The organism is Streptomyces chrestomyceticus JCM 4735 (assembly GCF_003865135.1).
Lineage (GTDB): Bacteria > Actinomycetota > Actinomycetes > Streptomycetales > Streptomycetaceae > Streptomyces > Streptomyces chrestomyceticus.
On sequence record NZ_BHZC01000001.1, the window covers coordinates 2074071 to 2098621 of the forward strand.

The window sequence follows — 24551 nt, forward strand, 5'->3', positions numbered from 1 at the left end:
GGCCGGAGCCCGCGGCGTGCGGCCGTCCCGGCCGAGACCGGGCGGCGGACCGGGCGCCGTCCATCCCGACGAAAGGCCAGCGAAACCCCATGCGCATTCTCGGCATCAACGCGCTCTTCCACGACCCCGCCGCCGCCCTCGTCGTCGACGGGCGGACCGTGGCCGCCGCCGAAGAGGAACGCTTCTCCCGACGCAAGCACGGCAAGCGGCCGCTGCCCTTCTCCGCCTGGGAGACCCCCGACCAGGCCGCCGCCTGGTGCCTGGCCACGGCCGGCCTGCGCCCCGAGGACCTGGACGCGGTGGCGTACTCCTTCGACCCCCGGCTCGCCCGGCCCGCCGACCAGATGGGCCTGGACGACCCCTGGGACCACCTGCGCCTGACGTACGCGCGCGAGGCCCCCGGGTTCCTCAAGACCGCGCTGCCGGGGCTCGACCCGCAGCGCGTCCGGTTCGTACCGCACCACATGGCGCACGCCGCCTCCGCCGCGTTCGGCGCGCCGGACGCCGACAGCTCCTCGGTGCTCGTGCTCGACGGCCGCGGCGAGGCGACGTCGCACCTGGCCGCGCAGCGCGTGCAGGGCAAGCTGGAGCCGCTGTACGGGCAGGAGCTGCCGCACTCGCTCGGCCTGGTCTACGAGGAGCTGACCGCGCACCTCGGATTCCTGCGCTCCTGCGACGAGTTCAAGGTGATGGCGCTCGCCTCGTACGGCACCCCGCGGATGCTGCCCGAGCTGCGCCGCTACGTGTACCCCACCGGCGACGGCGGTTTCCACGCCGCGCACGTGCCGTGGAGCGACCTGTGCGTACCGCGCCACCCGGACGAGCCGTGGAGCCAGGCGCACGCGGACCTCGCGGCCAGCGCGCAGCTCGTCCTGGAGGAGACGCTGCTGGACCTGGCCCGCTGGCTGCACGGCCGTACGCACGACAGTGTGCTGACGCTGGCCGGCGGGGTGGCGCTGAACTGTGTCGCCAACTCACGGATCGCGCGCGAGGGACCGTTCGGCCGGGTGTGGGTGCAGCCCGCGGCCGGTGACGCGGGGACCGCGCTCGGCGGCGCGCTGCTGCTGAGCGCCCAGGGCGGCGAGGAGCCCGCGCCGATGCCCGGCGCCGACCTCGGCCGCGGCTGGTCCGACACGGAGCTGGAGGCGTGGCTGCGGACCGCCGCCGTGCCCTTCGAGCGCCCTGCGGACATCGCCGCGACCGTCGCCGAGGCGCTGGCGGAGAACGCCATCGTGGCCTGGTTCCAGGGGCGTTCGGAGTACGGTCCGCGGGCGCTCGGCCACCGCTCCCTGATGGCGCACCCCGGTCACTCCGCGAACCTGGAGCGGCTCAACGACGTCAAGGGCCGCGAGCAGTTCCGGCCGGTGGCGCCGATGGTGCTCGCCGACCGGGCCGGCCGGATCTTCGACGGCCAGTTGCCCAGCCCGTACATGCTGTTCGTGCACGACGTGGCCAAGGAGTGGCGGGAGCGCATCCCGGCCGTGGTGCACGTGGACGGCACCGCCCGCATCCAGACCGTGGACCGGGACGACGAGCCGCTGGTGGCCCGGATGCTGGCCGAGTTCGAGCGGCTGACCGGGCTGCCCGTCGTCGTCAACACGAGCCTGAACACCGCGGGCCGCCCGATGGTCGACGACCCGAGGGACGCGCTGGAGTGCTTCGGTTCCACCCCCGTCGACCTGCTGGCCATCGGGCCGTTCGCGGTACGGCGGGACGCGTTCTTCGCCGCCGGGAACCGGTCGGCGCAGCGGGCCGGGGCGCTGTCCTTCCCGGCCGGGATCGAGGAGGCGCTGGCGCCCGCCGCGTACGACCGGTTGGCGCAGCCCGTGCAGGCGCCGGTCGCGGGCAGCGGTGAGGGGGCGGTCCGATGACCTCGCCGACCGCCGCCGACCACACGGTGGTGATCCCCACCCTCGGGCGGCCCAGCCTGACGGCGTGCCTGCGGGCGCTGGCCGAGGCCGAGGGCCCGCCGCCGCTCCAGGTGGTGCTGGTGGACGACCGGCCGCTGGACGACTGCACCCCGCTGCCGGCCGACATCCCCGAGGCGCTGCGCGACCGTACGAAGGTCGTGCCGGGCTGCGCGCGGGGGCCCGCGGCGGCCCGCAACACCGGCTGGCGGGCGGCGGACGCGACGCCGTGGGTGGTCTTCCTCGACGACGACGTGGTGCCCGGACCCACCTGGGGTACGGACCTGGCCGCCGATCTCGCCGCCGCGTCCCCGCGGACGGCCGGGATCACCGCGCGCATCGCCGTACCGGTGCCGCCGGAGCGCCGGTCCACGGACTGGGAGCGCAACACGGCCGGGCTGGCCACCGCCAAGTGGATCACCGCGGACATGGCGTACCGGCGGGACGCGCTGGAGTCCGTCGACGGCTTCGACGAGCGGTTCCGGCGCGCCTTCCGGGAGGACGCCGACCTGGCGCTGCGAGTCCTGGCGGCCGGCTGGACGCTGGCGGCCGGCACCCGCCGCACCACGCATCCGGTGCGGCCCGCCGGCCGCTGGGTCTCCGTACGGCTCCAGGCGGGCAACGCCGACGACGTGCTGATGACCCGTAAGCACGGCCGGGACTGGTGGCACCACGCGGACGCGCCGCGCGGCCGGCTGCCGCGGCACCTGGCGGTGACGGCGGCGGCCGGGGCCTCGCTGGCCTGTGCCGCGGCCGGGCGTCGCGGGGCGGCGCTGGCGCTGGCCGGGGTGTGGGCGGCCGGGACGGCGGAGTTCGCGTGGGCGCGGATCGCGCCGGGGCCCCGTACCCGGGACGAGGTGGTCACGATGGCGGTGACCAGCGCGCTCATCCCGTCGGCCGCCGCCGGGCACTGGCTGCGCGGGCTGGTGCGGCACCGTCGGGTGGCGCCGCTGAGCGTCCGGCCGGCGCCCGCCGTGCCGCTGGCCGAGCCGCTGCCGGTTCCGGAGCGGGTGTAGCCCGTGGGCAGGGACAGGGATCAGGGGGCCACGGCGGTCGCCGCTCCGGCGCTGGACCGCGAGGAGTCCGGGCGGCTGTGGCTGTATGCGCCGGGGCGGGGTGCTCCGGCGCGGGTGCCGGTGCCCGCAGGGGCGCGGCCGTACGGTGGCGCGGGCCCGCTGGAGGCGGTGCTCTTCGACCGGGACGGGACGCTGGTGGCCGACGTGCCGTACAACGGTGACCCGGCGCTGGTGGAGCCGATGCCCGGAGCGCGCGCGGCGCTGGACGCCGTACGGGCTCGCGGTCTGGCGGTGGGCGTGGTGAGCAACCAGTCCGGCGTTGCGCGCGGTCTGCTGAGCGGCGCGCAGGTCGCGGCCGTACGGCAGGAGGTCGAGGACCGGCTCGGGCCGTTCGGCGTCTGGGCGGTGTGCCCGCACGGGCCCGGAGACGGCTGCGGCTGCCGCAAGCCCGCGCCCGGACTGGTCCTCGCGGCCTGCGCGTTCCTCGGCGTCTCCCCCGCGCGGACCGCCGTGGTGGGCGACATCGGTGCCGACGTGGACGCGGCGCGGGCCGCCGGCGCGCGCGGAGTGCTGGTGCCGACGCCGGTGACGCGCGCGGAGGAGGTCGCGGCAGCGCCGGAGTACGCCTGCGATCTGCCGGGCGCCGTACGGCTGTTGTTGTACGGCCCGGGTGACGGGGAGGGCACCGTATGAGCACGGCCCCGCGCACCCTCGTCGTGCGGCTGGACAGCGCGGGCGACGTGCTGCTGGCCGGTCCGGCGGTACGCGCCGTGGCGGCGGGTTCCTCGTATACAGCGTTGCTGTGCGGGCCGTTGGGCGAGCGTGCGGCGCGGCTGCTGCCCGGGGTGGACGAGGTGATCGTGCACGACGCGCCGTGGGTGGGCCTGCGGCCCGCGCCGGTCGACCGGCAGGTCACGGAGGCGCTGGTGGACACCCTCGCGGCGGGCCGGTTCGACCGGGCGCTGGTGCTCGTGTCGTACCACCAGAGCCCGTTGCCCGCGGCGTTGCTGCTCAAGCTCGCCGGTATCGGCTGGGTCGCGGCGGACAGCGTGGACTATCCGGGCGCCCTGCTGGACCTGCGGCACCACCGCAAGCCGGAGCGGCACGAGGCCGAGGCCGCACTGGACCTGGCGCGGGACGCCGGGTTCGCGCTGCCGCCGGACGACGACGGCGCCCTGGGTGTTCTCCCGCCGCCCGACACCACGCCGCTGACCGGCGGCGACCCGTACGTGGTGCTGCATCCGGGCGCCGCCGTGCCGGCCCGCGCCTGGAGCGCGGCGCGGGCGACGCGGGCGGCGGGCGCGCTGAGCGCGGCGGGCCACCGGGTGATCGTCACCGGCGGTCCCGGCGAACGGGAGCTGACCGCCGCCGTCGCGGGCGGCCACGCACTGGACCTCGGCGGGCGCACCGACGCCCGCCAGCTCGCCGGGGTGCTGGCCCACGCGCGGGCGGTGATCGTCGGCAACACCGGCCCCGCGCACCTGGCCGCGGCCGTGGGGACGCCGGTCGTCTGCCTGTTCGCGCCGGTGGTCCCCGCGCGGCTGTGGGCCCCGTACGGGGTGCCGCACGTCCTGCTCGGCGACCAGGAGGCACCGTGCGCGGGCAGCCGCGCCCGGCGCTGCCCGGTGCCCGGCCACCCCTGTCTCGACACGGTCAGCGACACCGCGCTGCTCGCGGCCGTGTCCCGGCTGACCGGCCCCGGCCGGCCGCCGGACGACACCGTACGCGGCGCGCCCGGGACCGCCCGGTCCGCCGCCGCATCCGCCCGGTCCGCGACCGACACCGAAAGAGGTGCGACCGTATGAACATTCTGCTCTGGCATGTCCACGGCTCCTGGACGACCGCGTTCGTCCAGGGACCGCACACCTACCTGGTGCCGGTCACCCCGGACCGCGGCCCCGACGGGCTGGGCCGGGCCCGTACCTTCCCCTGGCCCGACTCGGTGGTCGAGCAGACCCCGGCGGAGCTGCGGCACGCCCCCGTCGACCTCGTCGTCCTGCAACGGCCGCACGAGGCCGAACTGGCGGAGCGCTGGCTGGGCGGGCGCCGTCCCGGCCGGGACGTGCCCGCCGTCTACCTGGAGCACAACGCGCCGGACGGCGACGTGCCGCACACCCGCCACCCGTGCGCCGACCGCGACGACCTGGTCCTCGTGCACGTCACCCACTTCAACCGGCTGTTCTGGGACAGCGGCGGCACCCGTACGGAAGTGATCGAGCACGGCATCGTCGACCCCGGCCACCAGTACACCGGCCGGCTCGCCCGGGCCGCCGTCGTCACCAACGAGCCGGTCCGCCGCGGCCGTACGGTCGGCACCGACCTGCTGCCCGCGCTGGCCGAGGCCGCCCCGCTGGACGTCTTCGGCATGCGCACCGACGGGCTCGCCGCACACCTCGGCCTGCCCCCGGACCGCTGCCGCACGGCCGACCTCCCGCAGGCCGAACTGCACGAGGCGATGGCGCAGCGCCGCTTCTACCTGCACCCGGTGCGCTGGACCTCGCTCGGCCTGTCGCTCCTGGAGGCCATGCACCTGGGGATGCCGGTGGTGGCCCTGGCCACCACCGAGGCCGCCGAGGCGGTGCTGCCCGGCACCGGCACCCTCTCCAACCGGCCCGAGATCCTGGCCCAGGCCGCCCGCACGTACCTGGAGGACCCCGACGCGGCGGCCGAGGACGGCGCGCGGGCCCGCCAGGCGGCGCTGGAGCGGTACGGGCTCAAGCGCTTCCTGCACGACTGGGAGCGCGTCCTCACGGAGGTGTCCGCATGACCTCGCCCGGCACCGTCCCGCGCCTGTCCGTCGCGCTCGTCTCCGAGCACGCCAGCCCGCTGGCGGTCCTCGGCGGCGTCGACGCGGGCGGCCAGAACGTCCATGTCGCGCGCCTGGCCGGCGCGCTGGCCGACCGGGGCCACCGGGTGACCGTGTACACCCGGCGGGACTCCCCCGAACCGCCGGACGAGGTCGTGCTGCGGCCCGGCGTACGGGTCCGGCACGTCCCCGCCGGACCGCCGCGGCACGTCCCCAAGGACGGGCTGCTGCCGTACATGCCGGCGTTCGGCGACTTCCTCACCTCACAGTGGCGGGAACGGGCGCCGGACGTGGTCCACTCCCACTTCTGGATGTCCGGCCTGGCCGCACTGCGGGCCACCCGCGAACTCGGGCTGCCGCTGGCCCACACGTACCACGCCCTGGGCACCGTCAAGCGGCGCCACCAACGGGATTCCGACACCAGCCCGCGCTCCCGTGTCACCGACGAGACGGCGGTCGGCGAGGGCTGCCACCGGGTGATCGCCACCTGCCGGGACGAGGTCACCGAACTGGGCCGGATGGGCATCACGGAGAGCAAGATAGACGTGGTGCCGTGCGGCGTCGACACGGCGCGCTTCACCCCCGACGGGCCGGCCGCCGACCACGGTTCGCGGCGCCCGCTGCTCCTCCAGCTCGGCCGGCTCGTCCCGCGCAAGGGCGCCGAGGTCTCCATCGCCGCGCTGGCCCGGCTGCCCGAGGCTCAGCTCGTCATCGCCGGCGGGCCGCCCGCCGACCGGACGGACCAGGACCCCGAGATACGGCGGCTGCGCCGACTGGCCCGCGCCGCCGGGGTCGCGGACCGGGTGAGCTTCACCGGCGGCGTGCGCTGCGAGGACGTACCGCAGTTGCTGCGCGCCGCCGACGTGGTGCTGTGCCCGGCGGACTACGAGCCGTTCGGCATCGTGCCGCTGGAGGCCATGGCCTGCGGCACACCGGTCGTGGCCACCGCCGTCGGCGGGCAGTTGGACACCGTCTCCGACCCGGACTGCGGACGGCTGGTGCCGCCCCGCGACCCGGCGGCGCTGGCCCACGCCGTCGGCGAACTGCTCCTGGACGGCGCGGTACGGGCCGCCTGCGGCGCCGCGGGCCGCCGCCGGGTGCTGGCCCGGTACGGCTGGGAACAGGTCGCGGCCGGCACCGAAGCCGTCTACCTCGGCGTGCTGAGCCCGCGGCCCGCCGCCGTCACCGAGGTGGTGTGACCGCCGGCCGCACGCGCCGCCGTCCGGCCCGGCACCGCGGCCGTCCCCGACTGTCCCTCGTCGCCGTCCGACGCCCTGTCCCCGCCGCAGACGTACGAAGGAGGTGCGGGCCCCAGCGCCACCGGCGCACCGGGAGCCCGACGACCATGAGCCAACCCCTTGACGCCGCCCACCGCCACTGCCAGTCGCTCCAGGACGCGGTCAGCACCCTGCGCCGGACCAGCCTGCGCCGGCTGGCCGAGTGGGGCACCCACCTCGGCACCGTGCTGCCCGTCGGCGGCCGGCTGCTCGCCGCCGGCAACGGCGGCAGCGCCGCCCAGGCCCAGCACCTGACGGCCGAACTCGTCGGCCGCTACCAGCAGGACCGCCCCGCCTACTCCGCCATAGCGCTGCACGCCGAGACCTCCAGCGTCACCGCCATCGGCAACGACTACGGCTTCGGGCAGGTCTTCGCCCGGCAGGTCGCCGCCCACGGCCGCCCCGGCGACGTGCTCCTGCTGCTGTCCACCTCCGGCCGCAGCGACAACCTGCTGGCCGCCGCCGAGACCGCGCGGGACGCCGAACTGCGGGTCTGGGCGCTGACCGGCCCCCGGCCCAACCCGCTGGCCGACGCCGCCGACGAAGCGGTGTGCGTGGACTCCCCGAGCGGCGCGACGGTCCAGGAGGCGCACCTGATCGCGGTGCACATCCTGTGCGAGCACTTCGACGCCGTCAGCGGCGCGCCCCGGACCGCGCAGGCCACGGCGGGCGTCCCGCTGGAAGTCGCGGTGGCGGACCGGGACGGCGCACTGTGAACGCCCGCCGTGGCGGCGCAACCGGGAGGCTGTCATGAGGAACCGTCAGCCGCTGGTGGTCGTGGGCGACGTCCTCCTCGACCGGGACATCGACGGTGACGCCTCGCGCCTGGCCCCGGACGCGCCCGCCCCCGTCGTGGACGTCACCGACGACCGCAGCCGGCCGGGCGGCGCCGGTCTCGCCGCCGCGCTCGCCGCGCGGTCCGGGCGCGACGTCGTCCTGGTGACCGCGCTGGGCCCGGACCCGGCGAGCGAGGCGGTACGGCGCGCACTGCGCGGGACCGTACGTCTGGTGGAGATCCCGCTGGAGGGCCGGCTCCCCGAGAAGACGCGGGTGATGGCCTCCGGCCGTCCCCTGGTGCGGTTCGACCGCGGCGGCGGCCGTCCGGGCGAGCCCGGCCCCTCGGTGCGCGAGACGCTCGCCGGGGCCCGCGCCGTCCTCGTCGCCGACTACGGGCGCGGTACGGCGGCGGCGGTCCACGGCCTGCTCACCGAGGTGGCGCGCCGGGCCCCGCTGCTGTGGGACCCGCACCCCAAGGGCGGCACGCCCGTACCGGGCGCGCGGCTGGTCACGCCCAACGCGTCCGAGGCCCGCGCCCTGACCTCCGGCGAGGACCGGTCGCTGCGCGCCTGTGCCGTACGGGGTGCCCAACTGGCCGCCGATTGGCGGGCCGCGGCCGTCGCGGTGACGCTCGGCGTGCGCGGCGCGCTGCTGGCCAGGGCGGGCAGTGACTCGCCGATGCTGGTGCCCGCGCCGTACCGGGCCGACGGCGACCCCTGCGGGGCGGGCGACTGCTTCGCCGCCACGGCGGCCGCCGCGCTGGCCGACGGCGCGCTGCCCGAGGAGGCCGTACAACGGGCCGTCGCCGAGGCCGCCGCCTTCGTCGCGGCGGGCGGCGCGGGCAACCGCGCCCTGTGGCGCACCGCTCCACCCCCCGGACGCCCGGCGCCGGAGCGGCCCGCCGACCCGTTCGAGCTGGCCCGGTCCGTGCAGGCCAGGGGCGGGACGGTGGTCGCCACCGGCGGCTGCTTCGACCTGCTGCACGCCGGGCACGTGGGCCTGCTGGAGAGCGCCCGGCGGATCGGCGACTGCCTCATCGTCTGCGTCAACTCCGACGCGTCCGTCACCCGCCTCAAAGGCCCGGGACGGCCGCTCACCCGGGCGGCGGACCGCGCCCGCGTCCTGGCCGGGCTGGGCAGCGTCGACGCCGTCGCCGTCTTCGACGAGGACTCCCCCGTCGAACTACTGGGCCGGCTGCGGCCCGACGTGTGGGTCAAGGGCGGCGACTACTCCGTGGACGCGCTCCCGGAGGCGGCCACCCTGCGGGAGTGGGGCGGGCAGGCGCTCGTCCTGCCCTACCTGGACGGCCGGTCGACGACCGCGCTGGCCCGGCGGGCGGCCCGCGCCGCGGCGCCCGGCCCGGGATACCGGTCGTGACGGCGCCGACGGCGCAAGCGCCGGACGCCGTGGCCGCGCCGGGCGCCCGGCCGGCGCCCCTGGTGGGCATCGTCATGATCACCCGGGACCGGCGGGAGCGGCTGCTCGCCACACTGGAGCGGGTGACGCGGCTGCCCGAAGCACCGCCCGTCGTGGTCGTGGACAACGGCTCGTCGGACGGCACCGCGGCCGCCGTCCGCGCCCGTTTTCCCGCCGTACGGATCCTCACCCCCGGCCGCAACCTCGGCGCGGTCGGCCGTACGTACGGTGCCGCCGCCCTCGACACACCGCTCGTCGCGTTCAGCGACGACGACTCCTGGTGGGAGCCCGGCGCCCTGGCCCGCGCCACCGAGGTGTTCGCGGCACACCCCCGGCTGGGACTGGCCGCCGCCAGCACCCTCGTCGGTACGGACGCCGACGCCGACGCCGACCCGCTCAACGCGGTCCTCGCCGCCTCCCCGCTCGGCCGCGAGCCCGACCTGCCGGGACCGTCCGTCCTCGGCTTCCTGGGCTGCGCCGCCGTCGCGCGCCGGGACGCCTTCCTGGAAGCCGGCGGCTACCACCCCGTACTCCACTTCGGCGCCGAGGAAACCCTGCTGGCCATGGACCTCGAAGCGCGCGGCTGGGGCGTCGCCTACTGCCCCGCCCTCGTCGCCCGGCACGTGCCCGACGGCACGGGCGGCGCCCCCCGCCCCGGCCGCACCGCCCGCGTACGCCGCAACGCCCTGCTCACCGCCTGGCTGCGCCGCCCGCTCCGGCACGCCCTCGCGCACACCCTGCGGCTGGCGCTGGACGGCCGTACGGACCCGGAGGCGCGCCGCGCCCTGCGCGAGGCGGTACGCCGCCTGCCGGCCGCGCTGGCCCGCCGGCGGCTGCTGCCGGGGCTGGTGGAACGCCGGGTGCGGGCGCTGGAGATGACGCCGTGAGGGGGGCCGTGTGCGGGGCCCGCAGCACCCCGGGTGCGCCGGCCCGCCGTTGCACCCGCAGCGCACCGGCCCGCCGGACGCCCCCTCCGTCACCCCGCACCGGAACCCCGGTGCCAGGCATGACCGTACCGATCCGAGGACAGCTCCCGTGACCGATCCGCGCACCACCGTCATCGTCATCACCCGCAACCGCAGCGACGATCTGCTGCACACCCTCGACCGGCTCGCCGAACTGCCGGAGAAGCCGCCCGTCGTCGTGGTGGACAACGGTTCCACGGACGGCACCGCGTCCGCCGTCCGCCGCCATCCCCTCGCGCCGCGGCTCATCCCGCTGGACCACAACGCCGGGGCGGTGGGCCGCAATCTGGCCGCGCGGGTGGCGGCCACGCCGTACCTCGCGTTCTGCGACGACGACTCGTGGTGGGAGCCCGGCGCCCTGGCCGGGGCCGCCGACCTGCTGGACGCGTACGGGCGGCTGGGCGCGGTGACCGCGCGCATCATGGTCCATCCGCACCCGGACGCCCCGGAGGCGGGCGCCGCGTCCGGCGCCCGCCCGGGTGAGCCCGTCGAGGACCCGATCGTCCAGGAGCTGCGGCACTCCCCGCTGCCCGCCCCTTCCTGGCTGCCGGGCCCGGCGCTCGGCTCGTTCCTCGCGGCGGCCACGGTGCTGCGCGCCGACGCCTTCCGGGCGGCGGGCGGCTTCTCGCCCCGGCTGGTCCTGGGCGGCGAGGAGGAACTGCTCGCCGCGGACCTGGCGGCCGACGGCTGGTGGCTGGTGTACGCCGACCGGCTCACCGTCCACCACCGGGCGTCGCCGCACCGCGACGCGACCCTGCGCCGGCGCCAGGGCATCCGCAACACCCTGTGGTTCACCTGGCTGCGCAGGCCGCTGCCGGCCGCCGTGCGCCGGACGCGGGTGCTCGCCTCGACGGTGCCCAGGGACGCGGTGTCCGTACGGGCGTTCGCCGAGGCCGCCGGCGGTCTGCCGTGGGTGCTGCGGGAACGGCGCCCGCTGCCGCGGGAGGTGGAGAGCCGGCTGCGGCTGCTGGAGGCACCGCAGCGGGAGTCGACGGCGCGGCGGTACTGCGGGTGAACCGTTCCCGGCCACGGACGGCGCGACGCCGGCCGTCGTGCCCCGTGGGGGCGAGCGCGACGGCCGGCGTCCGGAGCCGAACGGGCGGTGCGGTTACTTCTCGCCGACCTTCAGCAGCTTGTTGGGCGTGCCCTCACTGGCGTTCTTGATCTTGTCGGGCGTGGCGCCGTCGGTCAGCGCCGTGGCGACCGCGTCCGGCTTGGCGTCCTGGTGACCGCTCAGGTAGACCGCGGCGGCGCCCGCGACGTGCGGGGTGGCCATGGACGTACCGGAGATGGTCTTGGTGCCCTGGTCGCTGTCGTTCCAGGCCGAGGTGATGTCCGAACCGGGCGCGTAGAGGTCCACCGCGCTGCCGAAGTTGGAGAAGTCGGACTGCTCGTCGGTGTTGGTGCTGGAGGCGACCGTGATGGCCTCCTTGACCCGCGCCGGGGAGCCCTGGCCCGCGTCGGTGGACTCGTTGCCCGCCGCCACGGCGAAGGTGACTCCGGAGGCGACCGCCTTCTGGACCGCCGCGTCCAGCGCCTCGTCGGCGCCGCCGCCCAGCGACATGTTCGCCACCGAGGGGCCCTTGTGGTTCTTGGTCACCCAGTCGATGCCCGCGACGACCTGCTCGGTGGAGCCGGAGCCCTGGTCGTCCAGCACCCGGACGGCCACGATCTTGGCCTTCTTGGCGACGCCGTGCGCCTTGCCGGCGATGGTGCCCGCGACGTGGGTGCCGTGGCCGTTGCCGTCGGTGGCGTCGTTGTCGCCGTCGACCGCGTCGAAGCCGGAGGAGGCGCGGCCCTCGAAGTCCTGGTGCGTGGTGCGGACACCGGTGTCGATGACGTACGCGGTGACGCCCTCACCCGCGCTGTCGGGGTAGGTGTACTTCTTGTCGCCCTGGGTGTCGGCCTGGTCGATCCGGTCCAGGCCCCACGACGGCGGGTTCTCCTGGGTGCCGTCGATGTGGAACTTCTTGTTCTGCACGACCTTGTCGACGGCCGGGTCGGCGGCCAGCCGACGGGCCTCCTCGTCGCTGAGGCCGGTGGCGGAGAAACCGTTCAGCGCGGCGGAGTAGGTCCGCTTGACCTCGCCGCCGTACTTGCCGGCCAGGTCCTTGTTCTGCTCGGCCTGCACCCCGGCGCCGCGCACCGAGTTCTTCAGCATGACGATGTAGCTGCCGCTGACGGCGCCCTTGGCCTCGGCGCCGTAGATCTTGCCCTCGGCGGGCGAAGCGCCCGCGGTGACCGCGGTGACCGTGGCGATACCGGTCGCGGCGACCACGGCGGTTATCGCGGTGACGAGCCGCTTCTTGCTGGAACGCTTGTGAGCGTGAGCCATTCGAGGGTTCTCCTCGTTCGGGAAGTGTGGGGGGAAAGCGTTGCGCAACAGCCCGGACGGACAAGAAGATCTCCGCCGGGCTGGCTCGAAACCCTGTCGGATTGACGGGACCAATTCAAGGCCGACCGGGCGTTGTGAGATAAGCAACAAGCCTGCGTAATTGCAAACGGCCACAGAAGGGGCCAAACACGCACCAGGGTCGGCCGACGGTACGTCAACTCCGTTCACAAAGCGGCAACATGACGCAGGTCAGACGCGGTACGGGCGTTGAAGTTACCGACGGTACGGAGTGTGGTGTGCCGAAGTGAGGAAAACCCGCCGCTACAGGGACCAGTTGGGCAATCACCCCCACCTGCGCCGCGCTTCTTCACAGATCAACAATCCCCGACCGACGCTTCCTCAATCCTCGGCATAACACTTCCGGGACGTGGCATCACTCACTCACGACCACATCTCCGGCGGAACGCCGACCGCCCCCGGCCGAATCCGTCTTATACGCAACGCAATTCCCCCGGCACAGCGGGCGACGGGGGGTTCGCCCGCCAAGCCCACTTCTCATCACTCTTATTGGGAATACTGGCAATGCGCCGATATTCCGGCACAGAACGCCCGCCGGCCTCCTCAGCGCTGATACCGCGCCAGCACCAGGTTCCCGTCGTGGACCAGCCGCTCGCGCAGTGCGTCCAGGCCGACGGCACCGCTGTAGTACTCCTGGAAGGCCGGTGTCGCGATCTTGTCCTTCCACTCCGGGTAGCCCCGCACCGACTGCGCGGGGGCGGCGCGCAAGGTACCGGCCAGCGCGGTGCCCGTCGCCCAGCCGTAGCGGTCCGTGTGGAGTTCCGGGGCCTTCAGCGCCTCCCGGCCGGTCGGCAGCATCCAGTCGCCGAGGGCGAGCCGCACCATGTTGGGCGGCCTCAGCAGGAAGTCGACAAAGGCCATCGCCTCCTCCTTACGGGGACAGTCCGCCGCGATCGACAGGGTCTGCGGGCTGACGCCCTGGTCCCCGCCGCCGGTGCCGCCGGGCGCGGGCAGCACCGTCCACTCGAACTCCTTCGGGGCCTGCTGCACGATCTGCTGCCGGTAGGAGAAGCCGAGCGGCAGGATCGCGTACCGGCCGGCGAAGAAGCCGGGCAGCGTGTCGGCGCCACCCATGCCCAGCGTCGTACGGGCCGCGCTGCGGTCGACGTCGACCTGGTCGTGGATGGCGCGCGGCACCACCTGGTCGGCGGCGTCGAACCGTACCTCGGCCTTGCCGTCCGGGCGGCGCCGGAAGATCCGGCCGCCGGTGGACAGGGCCAGGTTGAGCGTGACGGACACCGGCTCCTTCAGCGGCCAGGCGACGCCGTACCCGCCACCGCCCGTCAGCTCCTTCGCCACCTCCCCGAACTCCTCCCACGTCCACGGCTCGCGCACCGTCGGCACCCGTACGCCGGAACGCCGCAGCCGCACCCGGTCGGCGATCAGGACGCGGGGCTCCTGGAGGAAGGGGATGCCGTACACCCGGCCGCCGAAGGTGCCCGACTCCCAGGTGCGCCGCGGGATGTCGTCCCGCAGGCGCCGGGGCAGCAGGCCGGTCAGGTCGGCGAGGTGGCCGCCGTAGGCGAAGTCGGCGAGGTCGTCGGCGGCGTCGTGGATGATGTCCGGCGCCTCGCCGCCCTCGAAGGAGGTGAGCAACTGGTCGTGGACGGTGGGCCAGGCCCCCTGGACGTACTGGACGGGGATGTCCGGATGCCGCCGGTTCCACTCCGCCACCAACTGCTTGTTGGCGTCGACCGACTCCTTCTGCCAGGCCAGCGACTGGAAGCGGAGCACGCCCCGGTCGCCGCCGCGGCTTCCGCCGCCGCCCGAACAGCCGGGCAGCAGGGCAGCGGCGGGCACGGCCGCGGCGGCGGCGAGCACGGTACGGCGGCGCGGACCGCCGGGCGCGGCCATCAGTGCTTCACCGCCCCGGCCAGCATGCCGCCGGTGATCCGGCGCTGGATGACCGCGAAGAGCACCAGGCCGGGCAGCGTGGCGAGCAGGGCCGCCGCGGCGAGCGGGCCGAGGTCGGCGACGCCCTCGGCCCCGAGGAAGTGGGTCAGGACGACCGGCATCGTCTGCTTCTCCGGCGACTTGAGCAGGACGAGCGCGAAGAAGAACTCGTTCCATGCGGTGATGAAGGCGAACAGTCCGGTGGCGACGATGCCGGGCATCAGCAGCGGTCCGGTGACCGAGACCAGGATGCGCAGCCGGCCCGCGCCGTCCACCGCGGCGGCCTCCTCCAGCTCCGGCGGTACGGCCCGGACGTAACCGGTCAGCATCCACAGCGCGAACGGCAGCGACCACACCACGTACACCAGGACGAGTCCGGTCCGGGCGTCGACCAGGTGGAGGGCCTTCAGGACGAGGAAGAGCGGGATGATCACCAGGACCAGCGGGAACGCCTGGCTGACCACGACCCAGCCGGTCGCCGCCCGCGCGAAGCGGGTGCGGCGGCGGGCGAGGACATACGCCATGGGCGTCGCCAGGACGATCGCCACCAGCGCCGAGACCGCGGCCGCGAGCAGGCTGTTGCCGGCGGCCTGGAGCAGCGGCTGCTCGTCGAAGGCGGTACGGAAGTTGTCCAGCGTCGGCGCCCTGGGGATCCAGGTGGGGTGGATGCTGCCCAGTTCACGGGGCGGCTTGAAGGCGGTGGAGACCAGCCAGAGGAAGGGGAACGCGAGGAAGGCCAGGTAGCAGAGGAGGGCGAGGTACTGCCCGGCCCGGCCGAGGCTCCGCCGGGTGGCCGGGTCACGCAGGGCGGCCGGGGACTTCCGGGTCACCGTCACTGTTCCTCCTCCCCCTCGCCTCGCAGCCGCCGTGACAGGTAGACGGCCAGCAGGACCGCGATCAGCGCGACCATCGCCAGCCCCATCGCGGCGGCGTACCCGAACTGTCCGTACCGGAACGCCTCCTCGTACGCGAACAGCATCGGCAGCCGGGTGCGGCCGCCCGGGCCGCCGTCGGTCAGCACGAAGACCAGCGCGAAGGAGTTGAAGTTCCAGATGAAGTTGAGCGCCGAGACGGCCAGCGCGACCGGCTTGATCGCGGGCCAGGTGACCGTACGGAACCGGCGCCAGGCCCCGGCGCCGTCCATCGCGGCGGCCTCGTGCAGTTCACGGGGGACGTTCTGGAGCCCGGCGAGGAGGGTCACCGTGGTCTGCGGCATCCCCGCCCAGACACCCACGACGATCACGGCGAGCAGGGCGGTGGCCGTGCCGCTCAGCCAGTCCCGGCCCTCGTCCGGGCCCAGTCCGACGCTGCGCAGCGTCTCGTTCAGCACGCCCGCGTCCGGGTGGTAGACCAGCCGCCACATGATGCCCACCACGACCTCGGGCATCGCCCACGGGATGATCGCCAGCGCGCGGGCCAGCCAGCGCAGCCGCAGCTCCTGGCCGAGCAGCAGCGCCAGCCCGAGGGCGAGGAAGAACTGCGGGACCGTGACGCCCAGCGCCCACACCAGCCCGACCCGGAACGAGTCCCAGAACAGGGTGTCCTGGAGCAGGTCGGAGAAGTTGAGCAGGCCGACCCACCGGGTGGCCTGGGTCCGCCCCGACTGCGCGTCGGTGAACGCCAGCCCGATGCCGTACAGCAGCGGGCCCACGCTCAGCACCAGGATCGGGATCAGCGCGGGCAGGATCAGGAACCAGGTGCCGTGGCCGTGGCTGTGTCCGTGACCGCGCTCGCGCCCGGCCCCGCGCCTGTGATCGCGTCCGGGCGTCGGCCGGTCCCCGGTCCCCGGCTCCGGCCCCGCGCCCGCCCCTCCCGCACTCGTACGCCCCTGCCCCCGTACGGGACCGTCTCGACCCAACGCGACTCCCCGCATCTGTACACCCAGGGCGGCTGCGACCACCACGAACAGGCCGCGCGTCCCCGGGCGGAACGGGCCGGACGGCCGCCGTCATCGTCGTGACGCCGCCCGGCGCAGTCAAGCACCCCGCCGGAAGTCCGGGCCCGCGGGGACCTGCGAGACTGATACCGATCACGCACCGCAGGAGGCGCCCCGATGACCGCACCGAGCACCACTCCGTTCACGGAGGCGCACGCCCGGGACGTCCTGGCCGCGGCCGGCCGGCCCGACATCGCCGCCGACGCCCGGCTGCTCTCGCTCGGCGAGAACGCGGTCTTCGCCACCGGCGGCAGCGGCCCGGTCGTACGGGTCGGGCGCAGCGCCGAACTGCTGGAGCGCGCCGAGCGGGAACTGCGCGTCGCCGTGTGGCTGGCGGACCAGGGCGTACCGGCCGTGCGCGCGGCCGAGCCGGCGGCCCGCTTGGTGAACGGGCACCCGGTCACCTTCTGGGAGCGGCTGCCCGACTCCGTACGCCCCGCCGAACCGGCCGACCTCGCCGCCCTGCTGCGGCTGGTGCACGCACTGCCGGAACCGCCGTTCGCCCTCCCCCGGCGGGAACTGCTGGGCGGCGTGGAGCGCTGGCTGCGGCTGGCCGGCGACGCGGTCTCGGCGCGGGACGCCGACTACCTGCGGGGCCGCCGCGACGCGTTCGCCGCTGCCGCCACCGCGCTGGAACCGCATCTGCCGCGCGGCCCGGTGCACGGTGACGCGCTGACCCGTAACGTCCATGTGGGCCCCGACGGCCCGGTGCTCGTGGATCTCGAAACCTTCTCCTCCGATCTGCGGGAACACGATCTCGTGGTGATGGCGCTCAGCCGCGACCGCTACGGCCTGCCCGCCGCGGCGTACGACGCGTTCGTGCGGATCTACGGCTGGGACGTCCGGGACTGGGAGGGCTGCGCGGTGCTGCGCGGCTCGCGGGAGACGGCAAGCTGTGCCTGGGTCTCCCAGCACGCGCCCGGCAACCCCGCCGCCCTCAAGGAGTTCCGCCGCCGCATCGCCTCCCTGCGCGAGGGCGACACCACCGTCCGCTGGTACCCCTTCTGACGGCCGAGACCTACCCCTGCTTCTGCCCCTGCCCGGGACCGGACAGATCGAGCTCCAGCTCCTCGGGGCGCTCCCGCGTCCGCTGGTACGGAATGAGCGGCCAGGCCGCCTCGACTATCGCCGCCGGGTCACCGGAGCGGCGCAGATACTTCTGGAACGACGCGGCCTGCTCGGCAGCCGCCTCCTCCTGAAGGGCGTGCAGCGCGGCGAGCGCCGTCCCGGCCACCGCCGGATGCCGCTCGCCGATCCGGCGCGCCACAGCGGCCGCCGCCACCGCGTCCGCGCCCGCTTCGTGTGCCGCCTCCAGCGGGACGCCGTAGTGCCGGCAGAGGGCCTGAAGGGTCCGCTTGCCCTTGCGGTAGCGGTCCACGTGCTTGTCCAGCACCAACGGGTCGATGACCGGGGCGGGCTGCCGGCCGAGCCGCTCGGCCAGGGTCGGCAGGCCGTACCGGCGGCATTCGCGGTCCAGCAGCGAGAGGTCGTAACGCGCGTTCATCACCACGAGCGGGAGACCCGCCTCCAGCGCCGCGGCGAGCGCGGTGGCGATCTGCTCGACCCCCTCCGCCGCCGCCTGGCCGTGCGCCCGCACATGAGCGGTCGTCATCCCGTGTATGGCCGCCGCCTCCTCGGGCACCGGCACGCCGGGATCGAGCAGCCAGGTGTCCCGCAGGGCCTCCCGGCCGTCCGCGTCCAGCCTTATCAGCGCGGCGGTGACGATGCGGTCCCGCTCCACGTCCGTGCCGGTGGTCTCCAAGTCGAAACTGACGAGCAGCCCTTGATGCCAGCCCATGACGGCCTCCTTCGGTGTTGCTTCCCCCGTGTTCCCCTACTCTCCCACGCGACACTGACAACGCCCCGGCTCCGCCCTCTTCCCGGCGGCCGGACGCCCCGGGCGGGCCGCCCTCACGACACCGGCCGCGAATCCGCCCACACGTTCTCGAACTCTTCCCGGTACGTCTCGAAGAGGCCGTGGTCGTCGTCCCGGTCCGGGTCCTGGCGCAGTACCTCGCGGCCGCCGCCGCGCAGGACGAGGACCGGGGACTCCATGCCCCGGCTGCGCCGCAGGTACGGCTGGACGACCGCCACACCGTCCGGGCCGTCGCCGTCCACCAGGTAGGCGGTGAACCGGGGCGTCTCGTCGAAGACCTGGATCTCGAAGGCGCCGGGGTCGTGCAGCCGGGCCCGTACCCGCCGCATGTGCAGGATGTTCATCTCGATGGAGCGGCTCATCTCGCCCTTCTTGAGGCCCAGTTCCCGCTCGCGGCGGCGGACCGCGCTGCTGGCGGGGTTGAGGAAGAGGAGCCGGACCCGGCAGCCGGACTCCGCGAGGCGGACCATGCGGCGTCCGGAGTAGTTCTGTACGAGGAGGTTGAGGCCGATGCCGATGGCGTCCAGGCGCCGGGCGCCGCCGAAGAGGTCCTCGGCGGGCAGTTGCCGCTGGAGGCGCACCCGGTCGGTGTGGACGCCGACGACGTCCGCGTACCGGTCGCCGACCAGGTCCTCCACGGCGTCGATGGGCAGCCGTCCGGCGGTACGGGTGCCGATACCGGAGCCCAGTATTTCCAGCAGCCGGGCGGAGGCTCTCTCCGCCTGGGCGAGGACGGTGCCGGTCAGGGCACGGTTGCGGGAGACGATGTTGCGGGCCACCTCCAGTTCGTCGAGGGCCAGCTCCACCTCCCGCCGGTCGTCGAAGTACGGCTCGAAGCAGGGCCAGTGCTGCACCATCAGCTCGCGCAGTTGCGGCAGGGTCAGGAAGCTGAGGATGTTGTCGTCGGCGGGGTCGAGCAGATAGCCCTTGCGGCGGCTGACCTCGCGGACCGCGACCGCCCGCTGGACCCACTCCTGGCCGGTGGGGCCGGCCGCGGCGATGACCCATTCGTCGCCGTGCACCGGTTCGTACACGGGCAGCAGCACGGCCGCCACGACGGCCCGCAGCCGCTGTTCGACGAGGTTCAGCCAGATATAGGCGCGCCCGGCCCGCCGGGCGCGGGTGCGCACCTCGCTCCAGGCCTCGGCGCCCCAGTCCAGCTCCGCGCCGATCTCCATCGGCCGGGCCAGGGACACCGCCCCGGGCGGGGCGTCGACGGAGCCGCCCTCGTGTCCCTCATGACTGTCCTGGCCGTCATGGCCGTCGTCACCAGGGGGCAACTCCAGCCCGCCCGAGCTCACCTGCGCACCGCCTTCCGAACCCCCGTGCCAACGATCAAGGCAGACTACTGCGGGTCCGGGAGGCGGTGCAGCAGGATGGATCGAGTCCCCGGCCAACTCCCCTTATTCGACGTGACCGTTGTGTCCGGAAAGCTCGGGCGGAGTGAGCGGATTCATAGCGGTGACGTCCCGGGGGGCGAGCTGGAAGCCCTGCCAGTGCACCGGCATGGGCTCCTGGTCCTCGTCCCGGGCGATGTGGTGGTAGCCGATGTTGACCCACGCGATGGGGTGGCGGAGCGGCTGTCCGTTGACCCACCGGTCCACGCTGGCGCCCGCGCCGGCTCCGCAGTTCGCGAGGTTGTTGCTGGCGAACTGCTCACACTTGTTGTACTCGGTGAAGTACACGTCGTGCCGGGTGAAGGCGCGTCCGGTGTACTTGCTGGAACGACCGGGGACGATCTCGTACGACCGCGGATGACCGTCCTTGTTCTTTCCGGTGTTGCTGACCACCCGCCACCAGCGGGTCGGCCCGGCGTCGCCCGCCAGTTCCTTGGCCACCGGGGTGCGGACCGTCTTCGTCTTGGGGGTCAGCGCGCCGCTCTGCGCGGTGGTCGTCGAGTCGAACTGCTCGACCCGGTTGGCCGACGAGCCGTCCAGCCCGAAGTTCAGCCGCCAGAAGACGTTGTGGCTGTGGCTGGTGGCGTAGTCCTTGGCGCCCTTGCCGAGCGGCCAGCCGCGCCCGTCACCCGCGTCGTAGTCGACGGGCGAGAGCGTGCCGGTCGCTCCGACCTGCATGTTGATGGTGCCGTCCGCGGAGAACCGCCACTCGACGATGTACTCGTACCACCCGGTCTTGTTGACCGTGTAGACGAGCAGGTCCTTGCCCTGGAGCTGCTGGACCTTGGTGGTCTCGCCCGGGTAGCGGCCCAGACGGTAGGCGTGGCCGCGGGCCCGGGTGGTGACGCACAGCCCGTTGACGTCCGGGTGGTCCGGGTCCCAGGCGCCCGGCACCTTGACCGATTTGATGGTGCCGCCGGGACACTCGCCCGGGTCCAGCGTCTGGAGCCCCTGGGCGAAGCTCTGGCCGGTGAGGTCGTCGTACTCGTTGCCGCCGTCGTCGTAGGGCACGTGGATCTGCGCCAGCTTCGCGCTGGTCAGCACCTGGATCGGGCGGGGCTCGCTCTTGGGCTGGTACGAGACGTTGTCCAGAACCAGCCCGGCGTTCGCGTCGTAGTGCCAGCACATCCGCCAAGTGGTGCCGGCTTCGAGGGTCTGCGTGATGCTGTACGGGGTACTGCACCCTGCGGCGGTGGCGGCGGGCGGGGACGGCGTAGACGCCGGGGACGCCGGAGACACGGCCTGGGCGGCGGCCGGTCCGCTCGTCAGAGCGGCCGTACCGAGCAGCAGCGGCGCGGCGAGCAGTGCGGCGCGCCGGACCCGTGCACGGTGGGTACGGACGAGGGTACGGGCAGGGACACGGGCGCGGCCGTGGCCGACGCGGGCACGGCGGAAGGGTCTTGCGTGCATGGAAACGCTCCTGTACGGCAGTGGGACACGAGCTTCGGAGTACGCGGGTGCGTGGTGCGGCACGGGTGCCGTCGGACGGCGGCCGGCCCGCGGCGGGCCGGGGCGCCGTACCGGGGCACGCGCGGGCGGCTCAGCCGAGCCGGCCCACCGTGCGGGCGCTCAGGTCGACCACATAGCGCCGGGTGTCGATCCACTGGCCGTCGCGCACCTTGGTGAACAGCCGGACGCAGCGGTGCTCCCCGCAGGCGCGCAGCCCGGCCGGGGCCGGTCCTTCCGCCTCCCCCCGGTAGACGAAGCCGCGCACGGCAAGCTGGCCGGGACCGGTCAGCTCCTTGCCGGTGGCGTGTTTGTAGTCCTCCCGCAGCCCCGCGCCCTCGGGCGCGGCGATCAGCAGCCCGGCCGCGGCCTCGCTCTCGGCCCGGTTGGGCGGCGGCTGCACCCCGTGCCGGCTGTCGGTCTTCTCCACCTTTCCGGTCGTCAGGTTGACGGTCTTGGTCACGTACGCGTCGGACCGGTAGTCGTAGAACGACACGTTCGCCCGGCGCGGCGGGTCGGCGAGGCCGGTCTCGTCCGGGCCCAGCTCGGCCAGATCGGTGGTCAGCCGCTCCGGGCCCGCTCTGCCCTTGACGTCCTCGGTCGCGCCGCGGAACGTACGGGGCGTGGCGAGGGCCTGGGCCCGCGCGACCTCGTCGTCCGTGAGCGGGTCCCGGCCGACGCCCGTGCTGCCCTCCTCGGGCGCGCGTTCCACCGCTCCCGGCCGTATCTGCGGCGCCTGGCCGGTTCCCGCTCCCGGCCCTTCGGCCGCGGTGGTCCGGCTCCCCCCGCCGGACGCCCCCGCGTCCCCTGGCAGGGTCACCGCGGCCAGTACGGCGGTACCCGCCAGCGCCGCGGCCGCTCCCGCCACCAGCTTGCCCAGGTGGCGGTGCATCAAGTTGCGCACAGTTCCCCCCTGCTGCCTCATGGTGCTCAGCACATATCGGTCGTCCTGTACGACGATCCGACTTCGCTGCGGGTTGCCCGCCTTTCGGCGCAGATCGCGCGAAAAACCAGCCGTATTGGGCAGGTTGGAACACGAGACGATCGCAGCACCGTACGCAGCAATCGAACACGGCGACGCATGACCGCCGTGATGCCTCAAGGCTTCGCGGCGCCCATCGAGGAAGTGGAAGAGTCGACGTATGCAGGTCTGGCCGGGACAGATGTATCCCCTGGGTGCCACGTACGACGGTGCGGGCACCAACTTCGCGGTGTACTCCGAGACGGCGGAACGCATCGAGCTGTCACTGCTGCACGACGACGGCTCGGAGACCGCCGTCGAACTGCGGGAGACCGACGCGTTCGTACGGCACGCCTACCTCCCCGGGATCATGCCGGGGCAGCGCTACGGCTTCCGGGTGCACGGCCCGTACGAGCCGTCGCGCGGTGACCGGCACAACTCCGCCAAGCTGCTGCTGGACCCGTACGCGAAGGCGGTCAGCGGCAGCATCGACTGGGACGAGGCGGTGTACGGCTACCACTTCGGCAAGCCGGACAGCCGCAACGACCTCGACTCGGCGCCGCACACGATGACGTCGGTCGTGATCAACCCGTACTTCGACTGGGGCGACGACCGCCCGCCCCGCACCGACTACCACGAGACGGTGCTCTACGAGGCGCACGTCAAGGGCCTGACCATGCTCCACCCCGACCTGCCGGACGACCTGCGCGGCAGCTACGCGGCGCTGGCGCACCCCGCGGTCATCGACCACCTGACCGGGCTGGGGGTCACGGCCCTGGAGCTGATGCCGGTCCACCAGTTCGTGCACGACCACCGGCTGGTGGACGCCGGACTGGCGAACTACTGGGGCTACAACACCATCGGCTTCTTCGCCCCGCACAACGCGTACGCCTCCTGGGGCGACCGCGGGCAGCAGGTGCTGGAATTCAAGTCGGCGGTACGGGCGCTGCACGAGGCCGGTATCGAAGTCATCCTCGACGTGGTCTACAACCACACCGCGGAGGGCAACCACCTCGGCCCCACGCTCTCCTTCCGCGGCCTGGACAACGCCTCCTACTACCGGCTGGTCGCCGACGACCCGCGCTACTACATGGACACCACCGGTACCGGCAACTCGCTACTGATGCGCAGCCCGCACGTCCTCCAGCTCATCATGGACTCACTCCGCTACTGGGTGACGGAGATGCGGGTGGACGGGTTCCGCTTCGACCTGGCGGCGACGCTGGCCCGGCAGTTCCACGAGGTGGACCGGCTGTCCTCGTTCTTCGACCTGGTACAGCAGGACCCGGTGGTCAGCCAGGTCAAGCTGATCGCCGAACCGTGGGACGTGGGCGAGGGCGGCTACCAGGTGGGCAACTTCCCGCCGCTGTGGACCGAGTGGAACGGCAAGTTCCGCGACACCGTACGGGACCTGTGGCGCGGCGAACCGCGCACCCTCGCCGAGTTCGGCTCCCGGCTGACCGGATCCTCCGACCTGTACCAGGGCGACGGGCGGCGCCCGCTGGCCTCCGTCAACTTCGTCACCTGCCACGACGGCTTCACCCTGCGCGACCTGGTCAGCTACGACAACAAGCACAACGAGGCCAACGGCGAGGACAATCAGGACGGCGAGAGCTTCAACCGGTCCTGGAACTGCGGGGCCGAGGGGCCGACCGACGACCCCGCGGTCCAGGAGCTGCGGGCCCGCCAGATGCGCAACTTCATCGCCACGCTGCTGCTGTCGCAGGGCGTGCCGATGCTCAGCCACGGCGACGAGTTCGGGCGCACCCAGAACGGCAACAACAACGCGTACTGCCAGGACAATGAGCTGGCGTGGGTGCGGTGGCCGGGGACGGGCGGGCCGGGGCCGGAATCGGGTGAAGACGTACCGGGCGCGAGCGGGTCGGGTGCCACCGCCGACCCCGGCGCGGAGGCCGCCGACGACGTACAGACCGACTCCCCCGCCGACCTCTCCGACTCGGACCTCCAGGAGCAGCGGGAGCAGGCCGCCGTCCGCGAGGAGGGCCGGGAGATGCTGGCCTTCGTCCGGCAGATGGTGTGGCTGCGGCGCGACCACCCGGTCTTCCGCCGGCGCCGCTTCTTCCACGGCCGGCCCATGGAGGGCACCCACGACGAGCTGTCCGACATCGCCTGGTTCACCGCGGAGGGCGAGGAGATGCGGCAGCGCGACTGGCAGGCCGCGCACGCCAAGTCGCTGACGGTCTTCCTCAACGGCAGCGCGATCACCGAGCCGGGACCGCGCGGCGAGCGGATCACCGACGACTCCTTCCTGCTGATGTTCAATGCGCACGGTGACGACCGGGAGTTCACCGTGCCCGTCGACCACGGCCGCCAGTGGCAGGCGGTCGTGGACACCGCCCATCCGGAGGTCGTGGCCGACGGTGGCGGCCTCAAGGCCCAGGCCGGCGACCAGCTCACGCTGCTCGGCCGCAGCATGATGGTGCTCCAGCGGCCCGCCTGAGGCG

20 protein-coding genes are annotated in these 24551 nt (G+C 74.2%); 12 read left to right on the plus strand and 8 right to left on the minus strand.

Annotated features, from left to right (window positions below; all coding sequences use genetic code 11):
- Positions 1 to 89: 89 nt before the first annotated feature.
- The 10 genes from EJG53_RS08580 (at position 90) to EJG53_RS08625 (ending at position 11179) form a co-directional block, all read left to right on the plus strand.
- Positions 90 to 1871, plus strand: a complete 1782-nt coding sequence (locus EJG53_RS08580; RefSeq protein WP_125044356.1) for a carbamoyltransferase family protein — start codon at positions 90 to 92, stop codon at positions 1869 to 1871.
- Complete coding sequence (locus tag EJG53_RS08585) at positions 1868 to 2923, plus strand: glycosyltransferase family 2 protein (protein ID WP_125044357.1); 1056 nt, start codon at positions 1868 to 1870, stop codon at positions 2921 to 2923. The genes EJG53_RS08580 and EJG53_RS08585 overlap by 4 nt, the downstream gene beginning before the upstream one ends.
- 51 nt (positions 2924 to 2974) lie before the next feature.
- Complete coding sequence (locus EJG53_RS08590; RefSeq protein ID WP_371858796.1) at positions 2975 to 3616, plus strand: D-glycero-alpha-D-manno-heptose-1,7-bisphosphate 7-phosphatase; 642 nt, start codon at positions 2975 to 2977, stop codon at positions 3614 to 3616.
- Positions 3613 to 4728: a glycosyltransferase family 9 protein gene (locus EJG53_RS08595; protein ID WP_125044358.1), complete on the plus strand. Its 1116-nt coding sequence runs from the start codon at positions 3613 to 3615 to the stop codon at positions 4726 to 4728. Before EJG53_RS08590 ends, EJG53_RS08595 begins: the two co-directional genes overlap by 4 nt.
- Positions 4725 to 5690: a glycosyltransferase gene (locus EJG53_RS08600; RefSeq protein WP_125044359.1), complete on the plus strand. Its 966-nt coding sequence runs from the start codon at positions 4725 to 4727 to the stop codon at positions 5688 to 5690. The genes EJG53_RS08595 and EJG53_RS08600 overlap by 4 nt, the downstream gene beginning before the upstream one ends.
- Positions 5687 to 6928, plus strand: a complete 1242-nt coding sequence (locus EJG53_RS08605) for a glycosyltransferase (RefSeq protein ID WP_125044360.1) — start codon at positions 5687 to 5689, stop codon at positions 6926 to 6928. The genes EJG53_RS08600 and EJG53_RS08605 overlap by 4 nt, the downstream gene beginning before the upstream one ends.
- A 146-nt stretch (positions 6929 to 7074) precedes the next feature.
- On the plus strand, positions 7075 to 7722 hold the full coding sequence (locus tag EJG53_RS08610; protein ID WP_125044361.1) for a D-sedoheptulose-7-phosphate isomerase: 648 nt from the start codon (positions 7075 to 7077) through the stop codon (positions 7720 to 7722).
- Positions 7723 to 7756: 34 nt separating this feature from the next.
- The gene (gene rfaE2, locus EJG53_RS08615) at positions 7757 to 9160 is read left to right on the plus strand and encodes a D-glycero-beta-D-manno-heptose 1-phosphate adenylyltransferase (RefSeq protein WP_125044362.1); all 1404 of its coding nucleotides are present in this window, start codon (positions 7757 to 7759) and stop codon (positions 9158 to 9160) included.
- On the plus strand, positions 9157 to 10086 hold the full coding sequence (locus tag EJG53_RS08620) for a glycosyltransferase family 2 protein (protein WP_125044363.1): 930 nt from the start codon (positions 9157 to 9159) through the stop codon (positions 10084 to 10086). Before rfaE2 ends, EJG53_RS08620 begins: the two co-directional genes overlap by 4 nt.
- A gap of 148 nt (positions 10087 to 10234) precedes the next feature.
- Positions 10235 to 11179: a glycosyltransferase family 2 protein gene (locus EJG53_RS08625; protein ID WP_125044364.1), complete on the plus strand. Its 945-nt coding sequence runs from the start codon at positions 10235 to 10237 to the stop codon at positions 11177 to 11179.
- Positions 11180 to 11272: 93 nt separating this feature from the next.
- Here EJG53_RS08625 and EJG53_RS08630 read toward each other — a convergent pair whose 3' ends face one another.
- From EJG53_RS08630 to EJG53_RS08645, 4 genes are all read right to left on the minus strand, one after another.
- The gene (locus EJG53_RS08630) at positions 11273 to 12499 is read right to left on the minus strand and encodes a S8 family peptidase (RefSeq protein ID WP_125044365.1); all 1227 of its coding nucleotides are present in this window, start codon (positions 12497 to 12499) and stop codon (positions 11273 to 11275) included.
- Between the two features lie 621 nt (positions 12500 to 13120).
- A complete protein-coding gene (locus EJG53_RS08635; RefSeq protein ID WP_244955054.1) occupies positions 13121 to 14431 on the minus strand; it encodes an ABC transporter substrate-binding protein in 1311 nt (436 codons plus the stop codon).
- The gene (locus tag EJG53_RS08640; protein WP_174856543.1) at positions 14431 to 15300 is read right to left on the minus strand and encodes a carbohydrate ABC transporter permease; all 870 of its coding nucleotides are present in this window, start codon (positions 15298 to 15300) and stop codon (positions 14431 to 14433) included. Before EJG53_RS08640 ends, EJG53_RS08635 begins: the two co-directional genes overlap by 1 nt.
- A 2-nt stretch (positions 15301 to 15302) precedes the next feature.
- Positions 15303 to 16343 (minus strand): carbohydrate ABC transporter permease, encoded by a 1041-nt coding sequence (locus tag EJG53_RS08645; RefSeq protein WP_435844641.1) that lies wholly within the window; start codon positions 16341 to 16343, stop codon positions 15303 to 15305.
- A 180-nt stretch (positions 16344 to 16523) separates the two neighbouring features.
- On the opposite strand from EJG53_RS08645, the gene EJG53_RS08650 reads away from it, so the two are divergent.
- Complete coding sequence (locus EJG53_RS08650; protein ID WP_125044366.1) at positions 16524 to 17414, plus strand: aminoglycoside phosphotransferase family protein; 891 nt, start codon at positions 16524 to 16526, stop codon at positions 17412 to 17414.
- 10 nt (positions 17415 to 17424) lie between these two features.
- Here EJG53_RS08650 and EJG53_RS08655 read toward each other — a convergent pair whose 3' ends face one another.
- From EJG53_RS08655 to EJG53_RS08670, 4 genes are all read right to left on the minus strand, one after another.
- Positions 17425 to 18204 carry an exonuclease domain-containing protein gene (locus EJG53_RS08655; RefSeq protein ID WP_125044367.1) on the minus strand — a complete coding sequence of 260 codons (780 nt, stop codon included), beginning with the start codon at positions 18202 to 18204 and terminating at the stop codon, positions 17425 to 17427.
- 113 nt (positions 18205 to 18317) lie between these two features.
- Positions 18318 to 19583, minus strand: coding sequence for an SAV2148 family HEPN domain-containing protein (locus tag EJG53_RS08660; RefSeq protein ID WP_030018033.1), 1266 nt, complete (start codon positions 19581 to 19583; stop codon positions 18318 to 18320).
- 102 nt (positions 19584 to 19685) lie between these two features.
- Positions 19686 to 21089: a copper amine oxidase gene (locus tag EJG53_RS08665; RefSeq protein WP_244955056.1), complete on the minus strand. Its 1404-nt coding sequence runs from the start codon at positions 21087 to 21089 to the stop codon at positions 19686 to 19688.
- Between the two features lie 130 nt (positions 21090 to 21219).
- Positions 21220 to 22029: a Tat pathway signal sequence domain protein gene (locus tag EJG53_RS08670; protein ID WP_125044368.1), complete on the minus strand. Its 810-nt coding sequence runs from the start codon at positions 22027 to 22029 to the stop codon at positions 21220 to 21222.
- Between the two features lie 238 nt (positions 22030 to 22267).
- On the opposite strand from EJG53_RS08670, the gene glgX reads away from it, so the two are divergent.
- Complete coding sequence (gene glgX, locus EJG53_RS08675) at positions 22268 to 24547, plus strand: glycogen debranching protein GlgX (RefSeq protein ID WP_125044369.1); 2280 nt, start codon at positions 22268 to 22270, stop codon at positions 24545 to 24547.
- Positions 24548 to 24551 lie beyond the last annotated feature (4 nt).

Bases quoted from the DNA above. Each gene is read 5' to 3' on its own strand.
- EJG53_RS08580 (WP_125044356.1), top strand. From the start codon at position 90: ATGCGCATTCTCGGCATCAACGCGCTCTTCCACGACCCCGCCGCCGCC.
- EJG53_RS08585 (WP_125044357.1), top strand. From the start codon at position 1,868: ATGACCTCGCCGACCGCCGCCGACCACACGGTGGTGATCCCCACCCTC.
- EJG53_RS08595 (WP_125044358.1), top strand. From the start codon at position 3,613: ATGAGCACGGCCCCGCGCACCCTCGTCGTGCGGCTGGACAGCGCGGGC.
- EJG53_RS08600 (WP_125044359.1), top strand. From the start codon at position 4,725: ATGAACATTCTGCTCTGGCATGTCCACGGCTCCTGGACGACCGCGTTC.
- EJG53_RS08605 (WP_125044360.1), top strand. From the start codon at position 5,687: ATGACCTCGCCCGGCACCGTCCCGCGCCTGTCCGTCGCGCTCGTCTCC.
- EJG53_RS08610 (WP_125044361.1), top strand. From the start codon at position 7,075: ATGAGCCAACCCCTTGACGCCGCCCACCGCCACTGCCAGTCGCTCCAG.
- rfaE2 (WP_125044362.1), top strand. From the start codon at position 7,757: ATGAGGAACCGTCAGCCGCTGGTGGTCGTGGGCGACGTCCTCCTCGAC.
- EJG53_RS08630 (WP_125044365.1), bottom strand. From the start codon at position 12,499: ATGGCTCACGCTCACAAGCGTTCCAGCAAGAAGCGGCTCGTCACCGCG.
- EJG53_RS08635 (WP_244955054.1), bottom strand. From the start codon at position 14,431: ATGGCCGCGCCCGGCGGTCCGCGCCGCCGTACCGTGCTCGCCGCCGCC.
- EJG53_RS08645 (WP_435844641.1), bottom strand. From the start codon at position 16,343: ATGCGGGGAGTCGCGTTGGGTCGAGACGGTCCCGTACGGGGGCAGGGG.
- EJG53_RS08650 (WP_125044366.1), top strand. From the start codon at position 16,524: ATGACCGCACCGAGCACCACTCCGTTCACGGAGGCGCACGCCCGGGAC.
- EJG53_RS08655 (WP_125044367.1), bottom strand. From the start codon at position 18,204: ATGGGCTGGCATCAAGGGCTGCTCGTCAGTTTCGACTTGGAGACCACC.
- EJG53_RS08665 (WP_244955056.1), bottom strand. From the start codon at position 21,089: ATGCACGCAAGACCCTTCCGCCGTGCCCGCGTCGGCCACGGCCGCGCC.
- glgX (WP_125044369.1), top strand. From the start codon at position 22,268: ATGCAGGTCTGGCCGGGACAGATGTATCCCCTGGGTGCCACGTACGAC.